The sequence below is a fragment of the Arthrobacter sp. Edens01 genome (assembly GCF_001307035.1).
Classification (GTDB): domain Bacteria; phylum Actinomycetota; class Actinomycetes; order Actinomycetales; family Micrococcaceae; genus Arthrobacter_B.
Genome location: NZ_LKIU01000002.1, coordinates 549637 through 568380, shown reverse-complemented (window position 1 = coordinate 568380; position 18744 = coordinate 549637). Strand labels below are relative to the sequence as shown.

General features: G+C 63.4%; 16 protein-coding genes. 4 read left to right on the top strand and 12 right to left on the bottom strand.

The window, feature by feature from the left end:
* The first annotated feature begins 61 nt into the window (after positions 1 to 61).
* Positions 62 to 1081 (top strand): UDP-glucose 4-epimerase GalE, encoded by a 1020-nt coding sequence (gene galE, locus AO716_RS03070; RefSeq protein ID WP_055239469.1) that lies wholly within the window; start codon positions 62 to 64, stop codon positions 1079 to 1081.
* 92 nt (positions 1082 to 1173) lie between these two features.
* Here galE and AO716_RS03065 read toward each other — a convergent pair whose 3' ends face one another.
* The 3 genes from AO716_RS03065 to fdxA form a co-directional block, all read right to left on the bottom strand.
* On the bottom strand, positions 1174 to 2466 hold the full coding sequence (locus tag AO716_RS03065; RefSeq protein ID WP_055239468.1) for a citrate synthase: 1293 nt from the start codon (positions 2464 to 2466) through the stop codon (positions 1174 to 1176).
* 187 nt (positions 2467 to 2653) lie between these two features.
* A complete protein-coding gene (gene dapC / locus AO716_RS03060) occupies positions 2654 to 3808 on the bottom strand; it encodes a succinyldiaminopimelate transaminase (RefSeq protein WP_055239467.1) in 1155 nt (384 codons plus the stop codon).
* Positions 3805 to 4128 (bottom strand): ferredoxin, encoded by a 324-nt coding sequence (fdxA, locus tag AO716_RS03055; RefSeq protein ID WP_055239466.1) that lies wholly within the window; start codon positions 4126 to 4128, stop codon positions 3805 to 3807. The genes dapC and fdxA overlap by 4 nt, the downstream gene beginning before the upstream one ends.
* 124 nt (positions 4129 to 4252) lie before the next feature.
* Between fdxA and AO716_RS03050 the strand changes: the two genes are divergently transcribed.
* Together AO716_RS03050 and AO716_RS03045 are read left to right on the top strand one after the other, a co-directional pair.
* Entirely contained in the window at positions 4253 to 4489 is a 237-nt protein-coding gene (locus AO716_RS03050; protein ID WP_055239465.1) for a hypothetical protein, read from the top strand.
* Positions 4490 to 4534: 45 nt separating this feature from the next.
* Positions 4535 to 5056, top strand: coding sequence for an ArsR/SmtB family transcription factor (locus tag AO716_RS03045; RefSeq protein ID WP_055239749.1), 522 nt, complete (start codon positions 4535 to 4537; stop codon positions 5054 to 5056).
* On the opposite strand, the gene AO716_RS03040 is transcribed toward AO716_RS03045, so the two are convergent.
* The 7 genes from AO716_RS03040 to AO716_RS03010 form a co-directional block, all read right to left on the bottom strand.
* On the bottom strand, positions 5049 to 5498 hold the full coding sequence (locus tag AO716_RS03040) for a hypothetical protein (RefSeq protein WP_152969836.1): 450 nt from the start codon (positions 5496 to 5498) through the stop codon (positions 5049 to 5051). The genes AO716_RS03045 and AO716_RS03040 overlap by 8 nt on opposite strands.
* Positions 5499 to 5559: 61 nt before the next feature.
* Positions 5560 to 7482 (bottom strand): translational GTPase TypA, encoded by a 1923-nt coding sequence (gene typA, locus AO716_RS03035; RefSeq protein WP_055239463.1) that lies wholly within the window; start codon positions 7480 to 7482, stop codon positions 5560 to 5562.
* A gap of 213 nt (positions 7483 to 7695) precedes the next feature.
* Complete coding sequence (locus AO716_RS03030) at positions 7696 to 9402, bottom strand: dipeptide ABC transporter ATP-binding protein (protein ID WP_055239462.1); 1707 nt, start codon at positions 9400 to 9402, stop codon at positions 7696 to 7698.
* Positions 9399 to 10352 (bottom strand): ABC transporter permease, encoded by a 954-nt coding sequence (locus AO716_RS03025; protein ID WP_055239461.1) that lies wholly within the window; start codon positions 10350 to 10352, stop codon positions 9399 to 9401. The genes AO716_RS03030 and AO716_RS03025 overlap by 4 nt, the downstream gene beginning before the upstream one ends.
* The gene (locus AO716_RS03020) at positions 10345 to 11271 is read right to left on the bottom strand and encodes an ABC transporter permease (RefSeq protein ID WP_055239460.1); all 927 of its coding nucleotides are present in this window, start codon (positions 11269 to 11271) and stop codon (positions 10345 to 10347) included. The genes AO716_RS03025 and AO716_RS03020 overlap by 8 nt, the downstream gene beginning before the upstream one ends.
* Before the next feature lie 123 nt (positions 11272 to 11394).
* The gene (locus AO716_RS03015; RefSeq protein ID WP_055239459.1) at positions 11395 to 13026 is read right to left on the bottom strand and encodes a peptide ABC transporter substrate-binding protein; all 1632 of its coding nucleotides are present in this window, start codon (positions 13024 to 13026) and stop codon (positions 11395 to 11397) included.
* 389 nt (positions 13027 to 13415) lie between these two features.
* Positions 13416 to 15248, bottom strand: a complete 1833-nt coding sequence (locus tag AO716_RS03010) for an ABC transporter ATP-binding protein (RefSeq protein WP_055239458.1) — start codon at positions 15246 to 15248, stop codon at positions 13416 to 13418.
* A 91-nt stretch (positions 15249 to 15339) separates the two neighbouring features.
* Here AO716_RS03010 and AO716_RS03005 point away from each other — a divergent pair, with 91 nt between their 5' ends.
* Entirely contained in the window at positions 15340 to 15969 is a 630-nt protein-coding gene (locus AO716_RS03005; protein ID WP_055239457.1) for a PH domain-containing protein, read from the top strand.
* A gap of 35 nt (positions 15970 to 16004) precedes the next feature.
* Here the strand turns inward: AO716_RS03005 and AO716_RS03000 are convergent, their stop codons facing one another.
* Positions 16005 to 17024 carry an ABC transporter permease gene (locus AO716_RS03000; RefSeq protein ID WP_055239456.1) on the bottom strand — a complete coding sequence of 340 codons (1020 nt, stop codon included), beginning with the start codon at positions 17022 to 17024 and terminating at the stop codon, positions 16005 to 16007.
* A complete protein-coding gene (locus AO716_RS02995; RefSeq protein ID WP_055239455.1) occupies positions 17021 to 18562 on the bottom strand; it encodes an ABC transporter permease in 1542 nt (513 codons plus the stop codon). Before AO716_RS02995 ends, AO716_RS03000 begins: the two co-directional genes overlap by 4 nt.
* Between the last annotated feature and the right edge of the window lie 182 nt (positions 18563 to 18744).

Below are 18744 nucleotides of genomic sequence, written 5' to 3'. Positions count from 1 at the left end.
ACAGGGGTAACCCGGCAGGCCCTCAGGCTGGCCGCCCGGCGGACCAGCTAGGCTGGAAACCATGCGAATACTAGTCACCGGCGGAACCGGCTACATCGGATCCCACACCACGCTCGAGCTGCTGCAGGCCGGGCACGACGTTGTTGTGATGGACAACCTCGCCAATTCCAGCACCGAATCCCTGAACCGGGTCCAGGAACTCTCCGGACGCACGGCTTCGTTCGTCCAGGCGGACCTGCTCGATCCGCAGGCACTTGAAGCCATCTTTGCCGAGCACTCCCCCGAAGCTGTCATCCACTTCGCCGGGCTGAAAGCAGTCGGCGAATCGGTGGCCAAGCCGCTGCACTATTACCGGAACAACGTTGCAGGCACCTTGAACCTGCTGGCAGCCATGGACCGGCACGATGTGCGCACCATCGTCTTCAGCTCCTCAGCCACCGTCTACGGGGCTTCCGAAGAGGTGCCGCTGGTAGAGGATATGCCGATGGATGCGGTGAACCCCTACGGCCGGACCAAGGAACAGATCGAGGACATCCTGGCAGACCTGGGGGCCTCGGATGAACGCTGGAGCATCGCGCTGCTGCGCTACTTCAACCCGGTCGGCGCGCATGAATCCGGACGCATCGGCGAGGATCCCACTGGTGTTCCCAACAACCTGCTGCCCTTCGTCGCCCAGGTCGCCGTGGGACGCCGGGAGAAGGTCATGGTCTTCGGTAACGACTACAACACTCCTGACGGCACCGGTGTGCGTGACTACATCCACGTCATGGACCTGGCCGCCGGACATCTGGCGGCCCTTGACTACATTGCCGCACGCAAGGGGGTCAAGCGCTGGAACCTGGGTACCGGCAACGGCTCCTCGGTGCTGGAGGTCCTGGCCGCTTTCTCCAAGGCAGCAGGGAAGGACGTTCCCTACGAGTTCGCGCCGCGCCGCCCGGGAGACGCCGCCGTGAGCTACGCGGACCCCTCGGCAGCCCGGGCAGAGCTCGGCTGGTCCGCCGGGCGGTCCCTGGATGACATGTGCCGCGATCACTGGAACTGGCAGAAGCAGAACCCGCAGGGGTACGCCACCCAGGCATAGCCGCCGGACGTACAGCGAAGGACGGGTCCGCATCCTCAGTGAGGATGCGGACCCGTCCTTTTTAGAACCTGTTGGGCACTGGCTGTGCCTGTTTAGCGTTCCGGGTAGTTGCGCTCCGGGACACCCGTGTACAACTGGCGCGGACGGCCAATCTTGGTCTGCGGGTCCTGCATCATTTCGCGCCACTGGGCGATCCAGCCCGGCAGGCGGCCGATTGCGAAGAGCACAGTGAACATCTTCTCCGGGAAGCCCATGGCCTTGTAGATCAGGCCGGTGTAGAAGTCCACATTCGGGTAGAGCTTGCGCTCAATGAAGTAGTCATCCGCGAGGGCCTTCTCTTCAAGCCGCATGGCGATGTCCAGCAGCTCGTCGTTGCCGCCGAGGTCCGCGAGGATCTCGTGGGCCGTTGCCTTAACGATCTTGGCGCGCGGATCGTAGTTCTTGTAGACGCGGTGCCCGAAGCCCATGAGCTTCACGCCGTCTTCCTTGTTCTTGACCTTCTCCATGAAGGTTTCAGGCTGCATGCCGGTGGACTGGATGTCCCGCAGCATGTTCAGCACGGCTTCGTTGGCACCGCCGTGCAGCGGGCCGAAGAGCGCGCTGATGCCGGCGGAGATCGAAGCGAACATGTTCGCGTTGGAGCTGCCGACCAGGCGGACCGTGGAGGTAGAGCAGTTCTGCTCATGGTCTGCGTGCAGGATCAGCAGCAGGTCCAGGGCCTTGACCAGCTTCGGATTCAGTTCGTACGGCTCGGCGGGCAGGCCGAAGGAGAGCCGCATGAAGTTCTCCACCAGGTTCATGGAGTTGTCCGGATAGAGCATGGGCTGGCCGATGCTCTTCTTGTGCGCATACGCAGCAATCACGGGAAGCTTCGCCATAAGGCGCACGGTGGAAAGCTCCACCTGCTCCTCGTCGAAGGGATCCAGGGAATCCTGGTAGAAGGTGGACAGCGCGCTGACTGCCGAGGAGAGCACGGGCATCGGGTGAGCATCACGCGGGAAGCCTCCGAAGAAGCCTTTGAGGTCCTCATGCAGCAGTGTGTGCCGGCGGATCCGGTGGTCGAATGCTTCAAGCTCTGCGGGAGTCGGCAGGTTGCCGTAGATCAGCAGGTAGGAAGTTTCGAGGAAGCTGGAGTGCTTTGCCAGCTGCTCGATGGGGTATCCGCGGTAACGCAGGATTCCCGCATCACCGTCGATGTAGGTGATCGCCGAGGTCGTGGCCGCGGTGTTCATGAACCCGGGGTCGAACGTTACGGTGCCGGTCTGCTTCAGCAGCTTCGATACGTCAAAGCCGTCGTTGCCTTCCTTGGCCGCAATGCGGGGAAGCTCCAGCTTGTCCGCCGGCTCGGTCCCATAGTGCAGTTCGGCACTTGGTCGCTCAGTCATTTTTCTCCTTCAGGAGTTTGAAGAACCCACTGCTACGGGCCCGCGTCCTCGTGAGAAGAGCGCCCATAGTACACATTCGTGCTGTTATCTATTTCGCTAAAACGCTACCGGTTTACCGGGCGTTACCACTAATCGGCAGCGATCTTGTTGTGCAAGCGCAACATCACTGCATAATGCAACCGCCCAATCAGCGCGCCGCTGCCTCCAGCCGCTGCGCTGCTGCGGCGATGCGTTCGTCGCTTCCAGTGAGTGCCACCCGGACAAAACCGGCGCCTGCGTCTCCGTAGATAACGCCGGGGCCAACTACGATCCCGAGTGCGGCGAATCGCTGAATGGTTGTCCAGGTGTCCTCGCCCGCGGTGGCCCACAGGTACAGCCCTGCCTCGGAACTGCTGATCTTCAGGCCGAAAGCTTCCAGCGCGGGGACCAGCATCTCCCTTCGTGCACGGTATTTGTCCTTCTGCTCCGCAACGTGCCGGTCGTCGGACAGCGCCGCCAGCATCGCGGCCTGCACGGGTGCAGGGACAATCATCCCGGCGTGCTTGCGGCTGTTCACCAGGTTGGCGATGATCGCGCCGTCACCTGCGACGAACGCGGCACGGTACCCGGCGAGGTTGGACTGCTTGCTGAGGGAGTACACAGCGAGCAGGGACTCGTTACTGCCTCCGCTGACGCGGGGATCGAGCACTGACGGTACCGGGGTTCCGCCTCGCGCGGTGTCCCATTCGCCCCAGCCGAGTTCCGCATAGCACTCGTCCGATGCCACTACCGCGCCCAGTGAACGGGCCTGGTCCACCAGGGCTGCCATCGATTCGGCGCCGCGGACACTGCCGGTCGGATTTCCGGGAGAGTTGACCCAGACCAGGCGGACGCGCGAGCGTGTCTCGTCATCGAGCTCAGAGAGGTCGTCCGCGGCGACGGGGGTGGCTCCTGCGAGGACGGCACCCATGTCATAGGTCGGGTAGGCAACGGTGGGACGCACGACGACGTCGCCCGCTCCCAGCCCCAGCAGCAGCGGGAGCCAGGCAACCAGTTCCTTGGAACCAACCGTGGGCATGATGTCCTGCGGATCCAGGCCCGGGACGGAACGGCGCCGGGAGAACCAGTCCGCAATCCCCTGCCGCAGCTCGGCTGTTCCGTGCGTGGTGGGGTATCCCGGCGCGTTGGCTGCGCCGGCAAGGGCTTCCTGGATGAACTCCGGAGTCGGGTCCACAGGAGTTCCGATGGAGAGGTTCACGGCGCCGTCCGCGTGCGCAGAGGCCTGCTGCACGTATGGGGCCATGGCTTCCCACGGGTACTCCGGCAGGTTCAGGCCGAAAGTGCCGGAGGCTGCAGTGCTCATTCCTGGTTCTGCGGCGGCAGTGCGGCGATCATCGGATGATCCTTGTGCGTATTGCCAAGCTTGGCGGCACCGCCCGGGGAACCCAGGTCATCGAAGAATTCGACGTTGGCCTTGTAATAGTCGGCCCACTCTTCGGGAGTGTCGTCCTCGTAGTAGATGGCCTCTACCGGGCAGACGGGTTCGCAGGCGCCGCAGTCAACGCATTCATCCGGGTGGATATAGAGGGAGCGTTCACCTTCGTAGATGCAGTCCACGGGGCATTCTTCGATGCATGCCTTGTCCTTAACATCCACGCATGGCTGCGCAATTACGTACGTCACGTCCCTTTGCCTTCCTTGGTGTGCGGTTATCCGCGAAACCGCAGATCTCCACGAGGTAATGCTTCCACGTTAGTAGTCCGTTCCATTATCTCCCAGCCGGGAGACCGCCGCGTACTATGTAACGGTGACTTCCCCAACCCCCGAGGAACGCCTCCGCGCCGCCGGCACGGGGCAGCGCGCCGTCGTGCGTTACCGCATTGACGGCGGACTGACGGACGCGCTGGGAACCATTACTGCGCTGGATTCCGAGGGGTGCACCCTGATGACCCGCAAGGGTCCGGTCCGGATTCCGTGGAATCTGGTGACTGCCGGCAAGCCTGTCCCGCCCGCTCCTGAGCGCCGGCGTCCGCGAACCGCCTGATCACTGCAAAAAAGGCCCGGCTCTCCGCACGGGTATGCTGGGATGATGCCAAACGATGATGTGATCCAGGCCCGGGGACGAGCGCTGAGCTCCCCTGTCCGGCTGCGGATTCTGCGTTTGTGCCTGCATGCCGAGCGGACCAACAAGGAAATCGCCGAAGCACTGGAACTGAATCCTGCCACTGCCCTGCATCACGTACGAACCCTGCTGGGCACCGGTTTTCTCGCTGCCGGAACACCGCGCACGGGGAACCGCGGCGCCAAGGAAATTCCCTACCGCGCCACCGGCCTGAGCTGGAAAGCCTCACTGCCTGAGGGCACCAACATGGTCTTTGTGGAGACGTTCCTGCAGGAAATCGAGGGGCTTCCCCCGTCGGACATCGAGGTAGTGCGTATGGGCCTGTGCCTTAACGAGGAAAACCGCCGCATCCTGATGGACAAGCTGCGTGCGGTTTTCGATGACTATGCCCTGCGCGGTCCGGACCCCGACGGCACACCCACATCACTGATGCTGGCCCATCACCGGGACCGAACCAGTGAAAAACTCTCAGGGGACCTGACTAGCTAAGCGGTTCCGGTCCCGGACGGTAACCAGGATCGGTGCCGTAGGGAAGGGTGTTTTCCTTCGCCGAGGCGCGTTCAAAGCGGGCTTCGGAGCGCAGCACGACGGCGGTTACCAGCACGGCGGCAATGGTGGCCAGTGACTGGCCAAAGAGCCAGATCTGCCCGGCTGTGACTACCGGCAGGTCCAGCCCGGAAGAGGTTCCGGTGACGATCAGGGGTCCGCTGAATATGTCCAGTGAGAACGTTCCGAGCAGGACGTAGGTGAGGACACCGGTGGCCGCGCTGACAGCCACCGAACGTGTCCAGAGCCCTGCGAAGGACGCAACCGCGGCACTGAAGATCAATGCCCCAACCGCGCCGAGCGGCAGCGCAGTGTCCCCCGCATAGAGCACCTGGGCGTGCAGTGATGTTCCCAGGATGCCCGCCGCCAGGGCGCCAAGCACCACGGCAGCCGGGCCCCGCCAACGCGGGACCCGGGAACCGGATGCTTGGGCCGTGGCGATGGAACTAGGCCTTTGCGCGGGCGCGGTAGGCCTTGGCACGCTCGTTGGCGTCCAGGATGAGCTTGCGGATGCGGATCGACTCCGGGGTGACCTCCACGCACTCGTCCTCGCGGGCGAATTCGAGGGATTCCTCGAGGGTCAGCTTGCGCGGCGGGGTCAGGTTCTCGAAGGTATCCGAGGAAGCTGCACGCATGTTGGTGAGCTTCTTTTCCTTGGTGATGTTCACGTCCATGTCATCAGCGCGGGAGTTCTCGCCCACGATCATGCCTTCGTAAACCTCGGAGGTCGGCTCTACGAAGAAGGAGCCGCGTTCCTGCAGGTTGATCATGGCGAACGGGGTCACGACGCCGGCGCGGTCAGCGATCATGGAACCGTTGGTGCGGTATTCGATCGGGCCGGCCCACGGCTCGTAGCCTTCGGCGATGGAAGCCGAGATGCCGGCGCCGCGGGTTTCGGTGAGGAAACGGGTGCGGAAGCCGATCAGGCCGCGTGCGGGAACGATGAACTCCATGCGGACCCAGCCGGTGCCGTGGTTGGCCATGTTGACCATGCGGCCCTTGCGGGCTGCCAGCAGCTGGGTGACGGCGCCGAGGTATTCCTCGGGAACGTCAATGGTCATGTGTTCCATCGGCTCGTGGATCTTGCCGTCGATCACCTTGGTGACAACCTGCGGCTTGCCAACGGTCAGCTCGAAGCCTTCGCGTCGCATCTGCTCCACGAGGATAGCCAGGGCGAGCTCGCCGCGGCCCTGGACTTCCCAGGCATCCGGACGCTCGGTCGGCAGAACCCGAAGGGAAACGTTGCCGATCAGTTCCTTGTCCAGGCGGTCCTTCACCTGTCGTGCGGTGACCTTGGCGCCCTTGACCTTGCCGGCCAGCGGCGAGGTGTTGATACCGATGGTCATGGAAATCGCGGGATCATCCACGGTGATCAGCGGCAGCGGCTTGGGGTTGTCCACGTCGGTGAGGGTTTCACCGATGGTGATGTCCTCGATGCCGGCGACGGCAACAATCTCGCCGGGACCGGCGGATTCGGCCGGAACACGCTCGAGTGCCTTCGTGGCCAGCAGCTCGGTGATCTTCACGGTCTTCAGGGTGCCGTCGTGACGGGCCCAGGCAACCTGCTGGCCCTTGCGAAGGGTGCCGTTGAAGATGCGCAGCAGCGCCAGGCGGCCCAGGAAGGGAGAAGCGTCAAGGTTGGTGACGTGTGCCTGAAGCACACCTTCCGGATCGTAGGTCGGAGCCGGGATGTGCTCAATGATGGTCTGGAAGAGCGGTTCCAGGTTGTCATTCGCGGGCGCCTGGCCGTCGGCCGGCTGCTCCAGCGAGGCTGCGCCAACACGGGCGGCAGCGTAGACAACGGGAACGTTGAGGACCAGGTCCAGGTCCAGGTCGGGAACTTCGTCCGCGAGGTCGGAGGCCAGGCCCAGGAGCAGGTCCATGGATTCGCTGACGACCTCGTCGATGCGTGCGTCGGGACGGTCGGTCTTGTTGACCAGGAGCACCACGGGCAGCTTCGCGGCAAGGGCCTTGCGGAGTACGAAACGGGTCTGCGGCAGCGGGCCCTCAGATGCGTCCACCAGCAGGACAACGCCGTCGACCATGGACAGGCCGCGCTCGACCTCTCCGCCGAAGTCGGCGTGGCCGGGGGTGTCGATCACGTTGATGGTGATGGTTTCGCCGTTGGCAGCGGGGCCGTTGTAGAACACGGTGGTGTTCTTGGCCAGGATGGTAATGCCCTTTTCGCGTTCCAGGTCACCTGAGTCCATCACGCGTTCTTCGACATCTCCGTGCGAGGCGAAGGAGTTCGTCTGCTTGAGCATGGCGTCGACGAGGGTCGTTTTGCCGTGGTCAACGTGGGCCACAATAGCAACATTGCGGAGATCGCTACGCACTGCGCTGTTCACAGCCGTGTTGGTTTCTGACATGCGTGAAGACTCAATTCATTGGTTACAGTTCGGGGATAATTCACAGTGGTCCGGAGTCGCTCCGGATGATCCGGCAGTTCTGTACAAATGCTGCGTTGGAACACACGTGTAAGAAGTCACCGATAGGCCGCTGTCAGCGGGCACCATACCATTCTAGTCGTTTTGCCAAAGGTTCCCTAATGCGCTGTCTTCCGGTGAACGCCTTGGCGGATATCAGGCGGCCTCGGGCGGCAGGTCCAGGCCCGCCCCCGGGATCGCTGCCAGCAGGGCCCTGGTGTAGTCCTGCTTCGGTGAGTTGAAGACTTCGTCCGTCGTTCCGGTTTCCACCACCTTTCCCTTCTGCATAACGCAGACGTCGTCCGCAATCTGCCGGACAACCGCGAGATCGTGCGTAATAAAGAGGTAGCTGAGCCCAAGGTCGGCCTGGAGTTCGGCAAGAAGGTTCAGGATCTGTGCCTGGACCAGCACGTCCAGCGCAGAAACGGCTTCATCACAAATCACGACTTCGGGATCAAGTGCCAGGGCCCGGGCCACTGCGACGCGCTGGCGCTGGCCGCCGGAGAGTTCGTTCGGGAAGCGCCGCATGACCGAGGAGGGCAGCGCCACCTGGTCCAGCAGCTCCCGCACCTTCCTGGAACGGCTTTCCTTGTTCCCAATGCCGTGGACCCGCAGAGGTTCCTCAATGGTGTGGAAGATGTTGTACATCGGGTCCAGCGATCCGTACGGATCCTGGAAGATGGGCTGCACCCGGCGGCGGAACTCGAAGAGCTTCTTTTTGTCCAGGGTAGTTATGTCCACACCGTCAAAGAGGATGCTTCCACTGGTAGGGGTTTCGAGATTCAGTACCATACGGGCCACCGTGGACTTGCCCGAACCCGATTCACCCACGACGGCGGTGGTGGTCCCCTTCTTTACCGAGAAAGACACGTCGTCAACGGCTCTGAAGTCGGCATGCCGGCCCAGTCCGCTGCGCAGCTTGAAGACCTTGGTGAGGTTGCGGACCTCGATGACGTCCGCCGCCGTAGCCTTGCCGGATTGCTGGCCGGGGTCAGCCGCGAGCAGGTCCGGAGCGCTCAGGCCACGCGCCTTCGCAGTGTCGATCCGCTTGGAAGCAAGGGACGGGGCTGAGTCCACCAGCCGGCGGGTATAGGGATGCTGCGGGTTTCTCAGGATCTCCAGTGCCGGGCCGGACTCCACCACCCTGCCCTTGTACATGACAACAACGCGCTGGGCGCGCTCGGCTGCCAGGCCAAGATCGTGGGTAATCAGCAGCACCGCCGTCCCCATCTCCCGGGTGAGCGAAGCCAGATGATCCAGGATCTGGCGCTGCACGGTGACGTCCAGTGCCGACGTCGGTTCATCCGCGATCAGCAGCCGCGGCGAGCAGGAGAGGCCAATGGCGATCAGGGCCCGCTGGCGCATGCCGCCGGAGAATTCATGCGGGTACTGCTTGGCGCGGGAGCCGGCGTCGGGCAGGCCCGCCTGGCTCAGGACCCGGGCCACGTCCTCATCCGATGAAGGACGGCCGTTGGCTTTGAGGGTTTCCCGGACCTGGAAGCCGATCTTCCACACCGGGTTGAGGTTGGACATCGGATCCTGCGGAACCATGCCAATTGAGTTGCCGCGCAGTTCCACGATCCGTTTCGGGCCGGCATGGGTGATGTCCTCGCCGTCGAAAATGATCTGCCCGCCGCTGACGTGCCCGTTGCCGGGCAGCAGCCCAATGGCTGCGAGCGCCGTCGTCGATTTTCCTGAGCCGGACTCCCCCACGATCGCCACCGTCTCCCCCGGCAGGACAGACAGATTGGCGTCCTGCACCGCGTCCACCGTGCCGTTGGAAGTTTCGAAGGAAATCGCGAGCGAGCGGATGTCCAGCAGCGGGGCCGGATCCGTGTCCGGCTGCAGGGCGTTGGATGTCATAGCTTGCGGGCTTTCGGATCGAGGGCATCACGGACGGCATCGCCGAGCATGATGAAACTGAGGACGGTGACGGACAGCGCACCTGCAGGCCACAGCAGCGCTGCAGGGTTGGCCCGCAGCGAGGTCTGGGCGGCGGAGATGTCATTGCCCCAGGACATGATGTCCGGCGGCAGGCCGATCCCCAGGAAGGACAGGGTTGCTTCGGCCACGATGAAGGTGCCAAGCGAAATGGTGGCGGTGACAATCACCGGGGCGAGGGCATTGGGAAGGACGTGCTTCACCAGCGCCTGGAACTTGGAGACGCCAAGTGCCCGGGAGGCGACGACGAAGTCAGCGTTCCGCACGGAGATGACCGCACCGCGGGTGATCCGGGCGATCTGCGGCCAGCCGAAGACCACCAGTGTCAGGACGACTGTCCAGATGTTGCGGTTCTCCCGGAACATCGGCAGCTGCATCACAATGATCGCGCCCAGGATCAGCGGCAGGGCAAAGAAGATGTCACCCAGCCGCGCAATCACGGCGTCAAGCCAGCCGCCGTAGTACCCGGCGAGCGCGCCGAGCGATCCGCCGAGGACCACGACGCAGACGGTGGTGATCACGCCAACCAGCAGCGATGCCCGGGTGCCGTAAATCAGGCGGGCATAGACGTCGCACCCCTGCAGCGTGAAACCGAGGGGGTGTCCCGGAGCGGGTCCGGCGTTTGAATCCGCCAGGTAGCAGGCGCCGTCTGCCGGTGTGTGCGTAAACAGCTGCGGAAAGGCCGCAACCGCAACGATCAGCAGGATCAGCAGCGCGGAGATGATGAACAGTGGCCGGCGGCGCAGGTTCCGCCAGGCTTCACCCCACATGCTCAGGGGCTCACGGCCGTCCTGAACTGCGTCAGTTTCCGGCAGCCCGGCGGAATCCACCGGGGCGACGAAGTGCTCCTGGGTCCGTTGGTTCTTACTCATAGCGGATCCTCGGGTCCAGCCAGGCGTAAAGCAGGTCCACCAGCAGGTTGGCCACCACGTAGACCAGGACCAGTACGCTCACGATTGAAACGATGGTTGGTCCTTCACCGCGGATGACTGCCTGGTAGAGCTTCTGCCCGACGCCGGGCACGTTGAAAATGCCTTCCGTGACGATCGCCCCGCCCATCAGCGCCCCGAGGTCGGCTCCAAGGAAGGTAATGACCGGAATCAGGGAGTTCCGCAGGATGTGCACGGTGACCACCCGTCCGCGGGAAAGGCCCTTGGCCGTAGCCGTGCGGACGTAGTCGGCATTCATGTTTTCGATGACGGATGTGCGCGTCAGTCTCAGGACGTAGGCGAAGGACGCCAGTCCCAGGACGACGGCGGGAAGTATCAAATCACTCCAGCCGGCACTCGCCCCCACCGTTGGCGACGCCCACCCGAGTTTGACGCCGATGATGAACTGCAGCAGGAAGCCGAGCACAAACACCGGGATGGCAATGACGACCAGGGAGACGAAAAGCACCGTGGCGTCGAAGATACGGCCCTTCTTCAGCCCGGCAATCAGGCCAAAGACAATGCCGAACACTGCCTCGAACAGCAGTGCGAGCACTGCCAGGCGCATGGTGACCGGGAAGATCTGACCAAGGACCTCGGCCACTGGCCGGCCGGAGAAGTCATTGCCCAGGTTGAAGGTGAGCAGGTTCTTCAAATACAGCAGGTACTGCACGATGAACGGCTGGTCGAGGTTGTACTGTTCGCGCAGCTGCGCGGCAACTACCTCGTTGACCGGCCGGTCGCCGAACAGCGCTGCGATCGGATCACCGGGCAGTGAGAAAACGAGGAAATAGACCAGCAGCGTGGCTCCGAAGAACACCGGAATCATCTGCAGGACCCTGCGGGCAATGTATCTGGTCATCGCCGGGGCCTGCCTTGGTCTGGGGTCTTGGCAGGTAGTGGCATGGTTAGCAATCCTGTTTTCTGCCTGGTGGCGCCGTCCGCCGCCCGGGGAAACCCGGGCGGCGGACGGCGCGCGGGGTTATTACTTGCGTGCGATGTTGTAGTAGACAGGCACGCCGTTCCAGCCGGTTTCCACGTCAGTGACGTTGTTGCTCCAGCCGGTCTGGGAGACCTGGTACCACAGCGGGATGACCGGGAGGTCCTTCAGCAGGACTTCCTGTGCCTGGTTGAAGATAGCCGCGCCTTCTTCGGCCGTGGCTGCGGACAGGCCGGCAGCCAGGAGGTCATCGAAGGTCTGGCTCGTGTAGTCGCCGTCGTTTGAACCTGCTCCGGTGGCGTACAGGGGGCCAAGGAAGTTGTACAGCGACGGGTAGTCTGCCTGCCAGCCCGTGCGGATGGCTCCGCTCAGGGTCTTCGCAGTGGCGTCCGAACGCAGCTCCTTGAACGTGGAGTAGGCCTTGCCCTGCGCGTCGACACCGAGGTTGTTCTTCAGCGAGTTGCAGACCGCGTCCACCCATTCCTTGTGGTCGCCGTCGGCGTTGTAGCCGATCGTGAAGGCCTTGCCCTCAGGCCACGGGGAAATGGCTTCAGCCTGGTCCCACAGTTCCTTTGCCCGCTCCGGGTTGTAGGCGAGCACCTCCGAGCCGGGAAGCTCGGCGTTGAAGCCCTCGATTACCGGTGACGTGAAGTCATTGGCAGGCTGCCGGGCGCCGGAGAAGATGACGTCCGTGATCTCCTCGCGGTTCACTGCCATGGAGATGGCCTGGCGCCGCAGGGCGCCGGCTTCGCCGGAGAACTCCTCCAGGTACTGCGGGATGGTGATGGTCTGGTTCTGCGCCGTCGGCTTCTCCGAGTAGCGGCCTTCACCCAGATCGGACTTGAACGTCTTCTGGGCGGCTGCCGGCATCTGGTCCAGGACGTCCAGGTTATCCGCCTGAAGATCCGCGTACGCGGCGTCGTAGGAGGAGTAGAACTTGAACGTCACGCCGTCGTTCTGCGGAACCCGGGTGCCGGTGTAGTCGGGGTTGGCAACCAGATCGATCTGGACCTCATGCTGCCAGGCGTTGTCCCCTGCCAGCATGTACGGGCCGTTGCCCACCGGATTTTCCCCGAATGCTGCCGGGTCCTCGAAGGCCTCGGCGGGCAGCGGGTAGAACGCGGTGTAGCCCAGGCGCAGCGGCCAGTCAGATTCGGGCTGGCTGAGTTCAACCGTGAAGGTCTTCTCATCCACCACGTTCAGGCCGCTCATGGTTTCGGTGGTGGCACCCTCAGCGCTCACCTCGTCGTAGCCCTTGATGCTCTCGAAGAAGTAGGAGTTGAGCTGGGCGTTCTTCGCGGCGGCACCAAAGTTCCAGGCATCAACGAAGGACGACGCGGTTACCGGTTCACCGTTGGTGAAGGTTTTCCCGTCCTTCAGTGTGATGGTGTAGTTCTGCGAGTCCGTGGTCTCAATGGACTCGGCGATTTCGTTGACCGTCTTGCCGTCGGCGTCGTAGCTCAGCAGGCCTTCGAACAGAAGGTCCATAATCCTGCCGCCGCCCACCTCGTTGGTGTTGGCGGGGAGCAGCGGGTTCTGCGGCTCGGTGCCGTTGGCCGTAATGCTTGTACTGGTGGCAGCGGAGTCCGCATTGTTCGATCCTCCGCCGCAGGCTCCCAGCGCGAGAGCGGCAACCACCGCCACGCTGACAACCTTGGATACGCGCTGTAAACGCATTCCGCCTCCTGAATAGAAAAGGAAGCCGGTGTTGTTTCCGGCGCTGATGTCCGGGTAGCAGCTGGTGTGGGTGCCCAGAGTGTCTTCCGCAGACCTCAGCTAATGGTCCTGGCTACGCACGTTTTACGGGTAACCAAAGGGGACATGCCCTCTCCGGCCAGCCCGATGTACGGGTGCCGGGAAGCCTGTCCCCCTCGCTTTCCAACTATATCGAGGCGACCCCCAATATAACGATTCGAGGACGATGTACTATGCGTCACGTTATTTACTGGACAAAATAAGCAGACTGTGCTTTTCGGGTTTTCGGCAGGTTCCCGAACATACAGAAACTGCCCGTTTGGAGCTCCAAACGGGCAGTTTCTGTTATCTCGATTAGTGCTTGGCGGCGGTTAGGCGACCGGGCCGGATGCCTGAAGCAGCTTGGCCCGCAGTTCGCGGCGCTCCCGCTGCTTGTCCGGATCGGGCAGCGGAACGGCGGCGATCAGCCGCTGGGTGTATTCCTCCTGCGGGTTGCGCAGGATCTGGTCCCGGGTCCCCTGCTCCACGATCCGTCCGTTCCGCATCACGCAGATGTGGTCGGCCAGGACGTCAACCACGGCAAGGTCGTGCGTGACGAACAGGCAGGCGAAGCCCAGTTCACGCTGCAGGTTCTGGAACAGCTCAAGCACCTTCGCCTGGACGGAAACGTCCAGGGCCGACGTCGGCTCGTCCGCAACCATGAGCTTGGGCTTCAGCGACAGCGCCCGGGCAATGCCCACACGCTGCTTCTGTCCGCCCGAGAGCTCATGCGGGTAGCGGTTGCGGTAGGCGCGGGGCAGCTCAACCTGGTCCAGCAGTTCCTCGATCCGCTGCTGCAGGGCAGCACCCTTGGCCTCGCCGGCCAGGAACATCGGCTCACCGATGCTCTCGCCGATGGGCAGCCGCGGGTTTAGCGAGGAGGACGGATCCTGGAAGACCATGCCCACCTGGCGGCGGAGATTGTGCATGGCCTTGGAGTTCGGCTTGAGTTCGGAGATATCCGTTCCCACTACACGGAGTTCGCCTTCGGCTACGGGCAGGAGCCCGACGGCGGCACGTCCGATGGTTGTCTTTCCGGAACCGGATTCGCCCACGAGTCCCATAACCTGGCCGGGGAGGATCCGCAGGTTGGCTCCCTCTACAGCGCGGAAGGCAGCTACGCGCCCCTGCTTCGGGTACTCGATGGCGACGTTCTCAAGCACGAGCACCGGTTCTCCGCCCGCAGCGTCAATCTTCGCGGCTTCATCGGTCCGCAGCCCGGAGAGGACTTCGGCTTCCCGCCGTTCCAGCTCTTCCTGGTCTACCGACTCAAGTTCAACGTGCGTCGCGGCTGCCAGTGCAGCCACCACGTCGACGTCGCCGTCACCGTCAGCGCCCTGCCCCAGGTGAGGGACGGACTCGAGCAGCGCTCGGGTGTAGGGGTGCTGCGGATTGGCGAAGATCTCCTTCGCCGTGCCCGTCTCAACGATCACACCGTGGCGCATCACGGCAATGCGGTCCGCGAGGTCGGCAACCACGCCCATGTCGTGGGTGATCAGGACGATCGCCGAGTCCAGCTTGTTGCGCAGGTTGCGCATCAGGTCCAGGATTTCGGCCTGCACCGTTACGTCCAGCGCTGTGGTGGGTTCGTCAGCGATCAGCAGCTTCGGATCGCAGGAGAGCGACTGAGCGATCATGGCACGCTGCCGCTGTCCGCCGGAGAGCTGGTGCGGGTAGGACTTGAAGGCTTTTTCCGGGTCAGGCAGTTCCACCATGTCCAGGAGCTTCAGCACCCGCTGCTTCGCTTCATCCGGAGACAGCTCGTTGTGCAGCCGCAGGGTCTCCACGATCTGGAAACCCACAGTGTAGACGGGGTTCAGCGCCGTCATCGGCTCCTGGAAGATCACTGCGACGTCGTTGCCGCGGACCTGCCGCAGCTTGTGCTGGGAGAGACCCAGCAGGGGCTCGCCGTCCAGCAGGACCTCTCCGGTAACCCGCGAGTTTGAGGGCAGCAGGCCCAGCAGGGCCATGGAACTGGCACTCTTGCCCGAACCGGACTCACCCACGATCGCCAGCACTTCACCGGCGTTCACGTAGTAGTTCAGGTCCTTTGCGGCGGGAACCCATTCCTTGTCCACGCCGAAGTCCACGGAGAGATTGCGGACTTCAAGGACCGGCGGACGGCCCGTGCTGCGGGTCTCCGCTGTGCTGAAGGTTTCAGTCATGGCTGTAGTTTCCTTCCGTCCAGGCAGCGCGCCGGTCCCGGATCATCGGGCCGATTACGGAGGTGCCTGAAAAAGCTGTAACGATGGGGTTATGCCGAACCCGCAGAGCGAGCCCGAGACCGAAGTTTTCCGACCGCGCACCACCAAGTGGTTCGTGGGTGTCGCCGCGGTACTGACCGCTGCGGCCATGGTGTCCGCGGTGTGGACCGGAGGCTTTGGCGGTCTGCTTGCCACCGCGCCCCTGCTGCTGATCCCGGCCGGGGCAGCCTGGCTGTTCTGGTATCCGAGCGTCCGGGTGTCCGGGTCCGGAGTAACCCTGGCTAACCCGTTCCGAACCATCGAGGTTCCGTGGGCCGCCCTGATTTACGTGGACACCAAGTTCGCCCTGAAGCTTGTCACGCCGAAGGGCTCCTACACGGCATGGGCCGCGCCTGCTCCCGGCGTCTGGGGCACCCATCAGGGCAAGCCCGAACACCTGCGCAACCTTCCGGGCACCACGTACGGCGCCGGCGGTTCGGTTCGTCCCGGAGACCTCAGCAATACTGACTCCGGCCAGGCTGCCCGCCTGGTCCGGGGCCGTTGGGAACAGCTGGTCAACGCGGGCCTGATTGATACTGACCAGACCGAAGCCGCCCGGGCTTCCGTGGGCATCAACTGGCGCTGGCTGCTGGGCCTGCCGGTCCTGGCCGCCGTGCTCTTCGCCCTGGCGGGGACAGCCTAGTCCGGCTGCCCCCGCTCCGGGCAGGTGGGCTGCCACTAGTTGCCAGCCGGCTTTGTCTTGGCCTTCTTGGCGTTGAACTTCTTCTGCCGCGGGTCAAAAGCATCCCGGAGGCCGTCACCAATGAAGTTGATGCACAGGCAGATCGCCACGATGAACAGGCCCGGCCACCAGAACAGCCAGGGGCGGGTCTGGAAGGCTTCCTGGTTCTGGCTGATCAGCAGGCCCAGCGACGTGTCCGGCGGCTGCACGCCGAAGCCGATGTAGCTCAGCGAGGTTTCCAGCAGGATGGCCGTGGACATCAGCAGGGTGGTGTTCACAATGATCACGCCAACCGCGTTGGGCAGGATGTGCTTGAAAATGATGCGCTTGTTCGAGGCACCGGCGATGCGTGCGGCGTCCACAAACTCCCGTTCACGCAGGGACAGGAACTCTCCGCGCACCAGTCGTGCCAGCGACGTCCAGGTCGCCAGGCCGAGGAAGATTCCCAGCAGGACCACTCCGATGCCCTCGCCGACCAGGCGGTTGGCGATCTGGCCCAGAACGGCGGCCATGACGATGATCGGGATGATGATGACGACGTCCGTCAGGCGCATCAGGACGGCTTCGACCATGCCGCGGAAATAGCCGGCAACTGCTCCGACTACTGAACCAACCACGCAGGCGATGGCGCCGACGAGGAACATCACGATGATGGACTGCTGCGTGCCGCGCATGGTCATGGCGAACATGTCACGGCCAATGCGGTCCTGGCCAAAGGGATGCTCGCCCCAGTTGAACAGGTTGACGAACGTTGGTGCGCCGCCGTTGATCTGCTCGGTGAACTGCCGGTGGTCGTACTTCCACCAGCCCGGTATGCCGGCGAACCCAATGGAGGAGAACGCCAGGATGCAGATCAGGGCAAAGACGACCAGCGAGATGATCGCAGCCGTGTTGTCGAAGAAGCGCTTGCGGACAATCTGCCCCTGTGAGAGGCCCTTGGTTTTGCCTTTGGCAGGGGTCTCGGGATCCGTGCCGGGCGGGTTGGAGGGGGTTTCGGCGGAAAACGTAGTGCTCATGACTTCACCCTTACGCGCGGATCAAGGACGGTATAAACAAGGTCTGCCACCAGGTTGAACACCAGTGCCAGAATGCCGGTCACAAGGAAGAAGCCCATGATCGGATTCGGATCCACCCGGCTAAGCGCCTGCACGAACAGCTGGCCCATGCCGCTGAAGGCGAAGACCTGCTCGGTGATGACGGCGCCGCCGATGAGTGCTCCGATGTCGAAGGCAACGATTGTGGCCAGCGGGATCAGGGCGTTGCGGAACGCGTGGCGCATCACCACGGTGCGCTCGGAAAGACCCTTGGCGCGTGCGGTGCGGATGTAGTCCATGTTCATGATTTCCAGCATGGAAGCCCGGGAGTAGCGGCTGTAGGAGGCCAGGGAGGCCAGCAGCAGCGCGACGGTGGGCAGCAGCAGGTGGGTGAAGGTATCCACGCCGCTGATCCAGAAGTCACCGTTCAGGCCGGGAGTGGAGGCACCCACTGTAGCGATCGGCCGGTCCCGGATCCGGGAGTTGTCCATGTAGGACGGCCAGGCGTACATAAAGCGGTCCAGGACAATCAGTCCGCCAACCAGCAGGCCGGTCAGCGCGGCACCGCGCATGCTTTGGCCGCGGTCATAACCGCCCATCAGGTAGCCGACCAGGCAGCCGACGGCGACGGTCGCCACGGCGAGCAGCAGCATCATCAGCCACGTGGCCGAGTTCAGCAGCGGCTGCAGCGCGTAGTAGGCAACGACGCCGAGTGCCACAGTGATCAGGGCCGAGTAGAGGGCCTTGCGGTTTTTCAGGCCGGCACTAAGCAGAGTCACGCCGTAGGCGATAGCCACGCCCGTAATGGCGATGACAACCGGTCCCAGGCTCGGTGTGGTGAACCAGCCGGTGGCGCCGAGTACCCAGAGCAGGCCTGCTGCGGCCACGAAACCGCCAACAAAGGCGATTGCACGGCGTTTGAGGTTACCCCCGGCGAAGACCACCCAGATCAGGCCGCTGGCGGCACCGACGCTCAAGACTACCGGGAGCGGTATCTGAGGGTCGGCCAGGAAGTTGTTGAAGCCGATGGCTCCGTATTCCTTGAGCAGGACGGCCAGCCAGAAGATCGGCAGTGAGAAGAAGAGGAAGGCCATGAACGTGACGCCGTAGTCCAGCGAGCTGTACTGGCGCAGGGCCGTAATGATGCCCAGGGAGATGCCCACAACGATGGCCAGCAGTGTCGCCGTGGTGACCAGCAGGATTGTGGCGCCCATGGCGCGTGCCAGGGCCTCCGTGACGGGCTCGCCCTGGATGCTCTGGCCCAGGTCGCAGGTCGCGGCAAAGGGGGCGAGGCACTTTACTGCTCCGCCAAGCCAGTAGAAGTAGCGCAGGGGCGCGGGGACATCCAGATCAAGGAGCTCAGTGCGTGCCCGGATCAGTTCGTCCCGGTTGGGTGCGGGGTTCTCGCGCAGGTCTTGAAGTGGGTCCCCCGACGCCGCTGTCAGGAGATAGACCAGGAACGAAGCCCCGAAGAGGATTAGAACGGCGGTCAGGAGCCGCCGGACGATGTAGGTAACCATAGAGTGTCAGCCTCATTAGAACGGTCCGGGGGTTCTCCCGGCACTCGCAGAAGTGTAGTGCAGGTCATAAGTGCTGGGAATTTGGTTAATCCCAATCACTCACCGGCTATTTGGGTTACTAGGGGAAAGTACAAGGCGCCGGGACCGTGGAGGCCCCGGCGCCTTGCGGGTGTTGCTTAGCT

Coding starts and splice junctions, on each gene's coding strand:
- galE (WP_055239469.1), top strand. CDS start 62: ATGCGAATACTAGTCACCGGCGGAACCGGCTACATCGGATCCCACACC.
- AO716_RS03065 (WP_055239468.1), bottom strand. CDS start 2,466: ATGACTGAGCGACCAAGTGCCGAACTGCACTATGGGACCGAGCCGGCG.
- dapC (WP_055239467.1), bottom strand. CDS start 3,808: ATGAGCACTGCAGCCTCCGGCACTTTCGGCCTGAACCTGCCGGAGTAC.
- AO716_RS03045 (WP_055239749.1), top strand. CDS start 4,535: ATGCCAAACGATGATGTGATCCAGGCCCGGGGACGAGCGCTGAGCTCC.
- typA (WP_055239463.1), bottom strand. CDS start 7,482: ATGTCAGAAACCAACACGGCTGTGAACAGCGCAGTGCGTAGCGATCTC.
- AO716_RS03030 (WP_055239462.1), bottom strand. CDS start 9,402: ATGACATCCAACGCCCTGCAGCCGGACACGGATCCGGCCCCGCTGCTG.
- AO716_RS03025 (WP_055239461.1), bottom strand. CDS start 10,352: ATGAGTAAGAACCAACGGACCCAGGAGCACTTCGTCGCCCCGGTGGAT.
- AO716_RS03020 (WP_055239460.1), bottom strand. CDS start 11,271: ATGACCAGATACATTGCCCGCAGGGTCCTGCAGATGATTCCGGTGTTC.
- AO716_RS03015 (WP_055239459.1), bottom strand. CDS start 13,026: ATGCGTTTACAGCGCGTATCCAAGGTTGTCAGCGTGGCGGTGGTTGCC.
- AO716_RS03010 (WP_055239458.1), bottom strand. CDS start 15,248: ATGACTGAAACCTTCAGCACAGCGGAGACCCGCAGCACGGGCCGTCCG.
- AO716_RS03005 (WP_055239457.1), top strand. CDS start 15,340: ATGCCGAACCCGCAGAGCGAGCCCGAGACCGAAGTTTTCCGACCGCGC.
- AO716_RS03000 (WP_055239456.1), bottom strand. CDS start 17,024: ATGAGCACTACGTTTTCCGCCGAAACCCCCTCCAACCCGCCCGGCACG.
- AO716_RS02995 (WP_055239455.1), bottom strand. CDS start 18,562: ATGGTTACCTACATCGTCCGGCGGCTCCTGACCGCCGTTCTAATCCTC.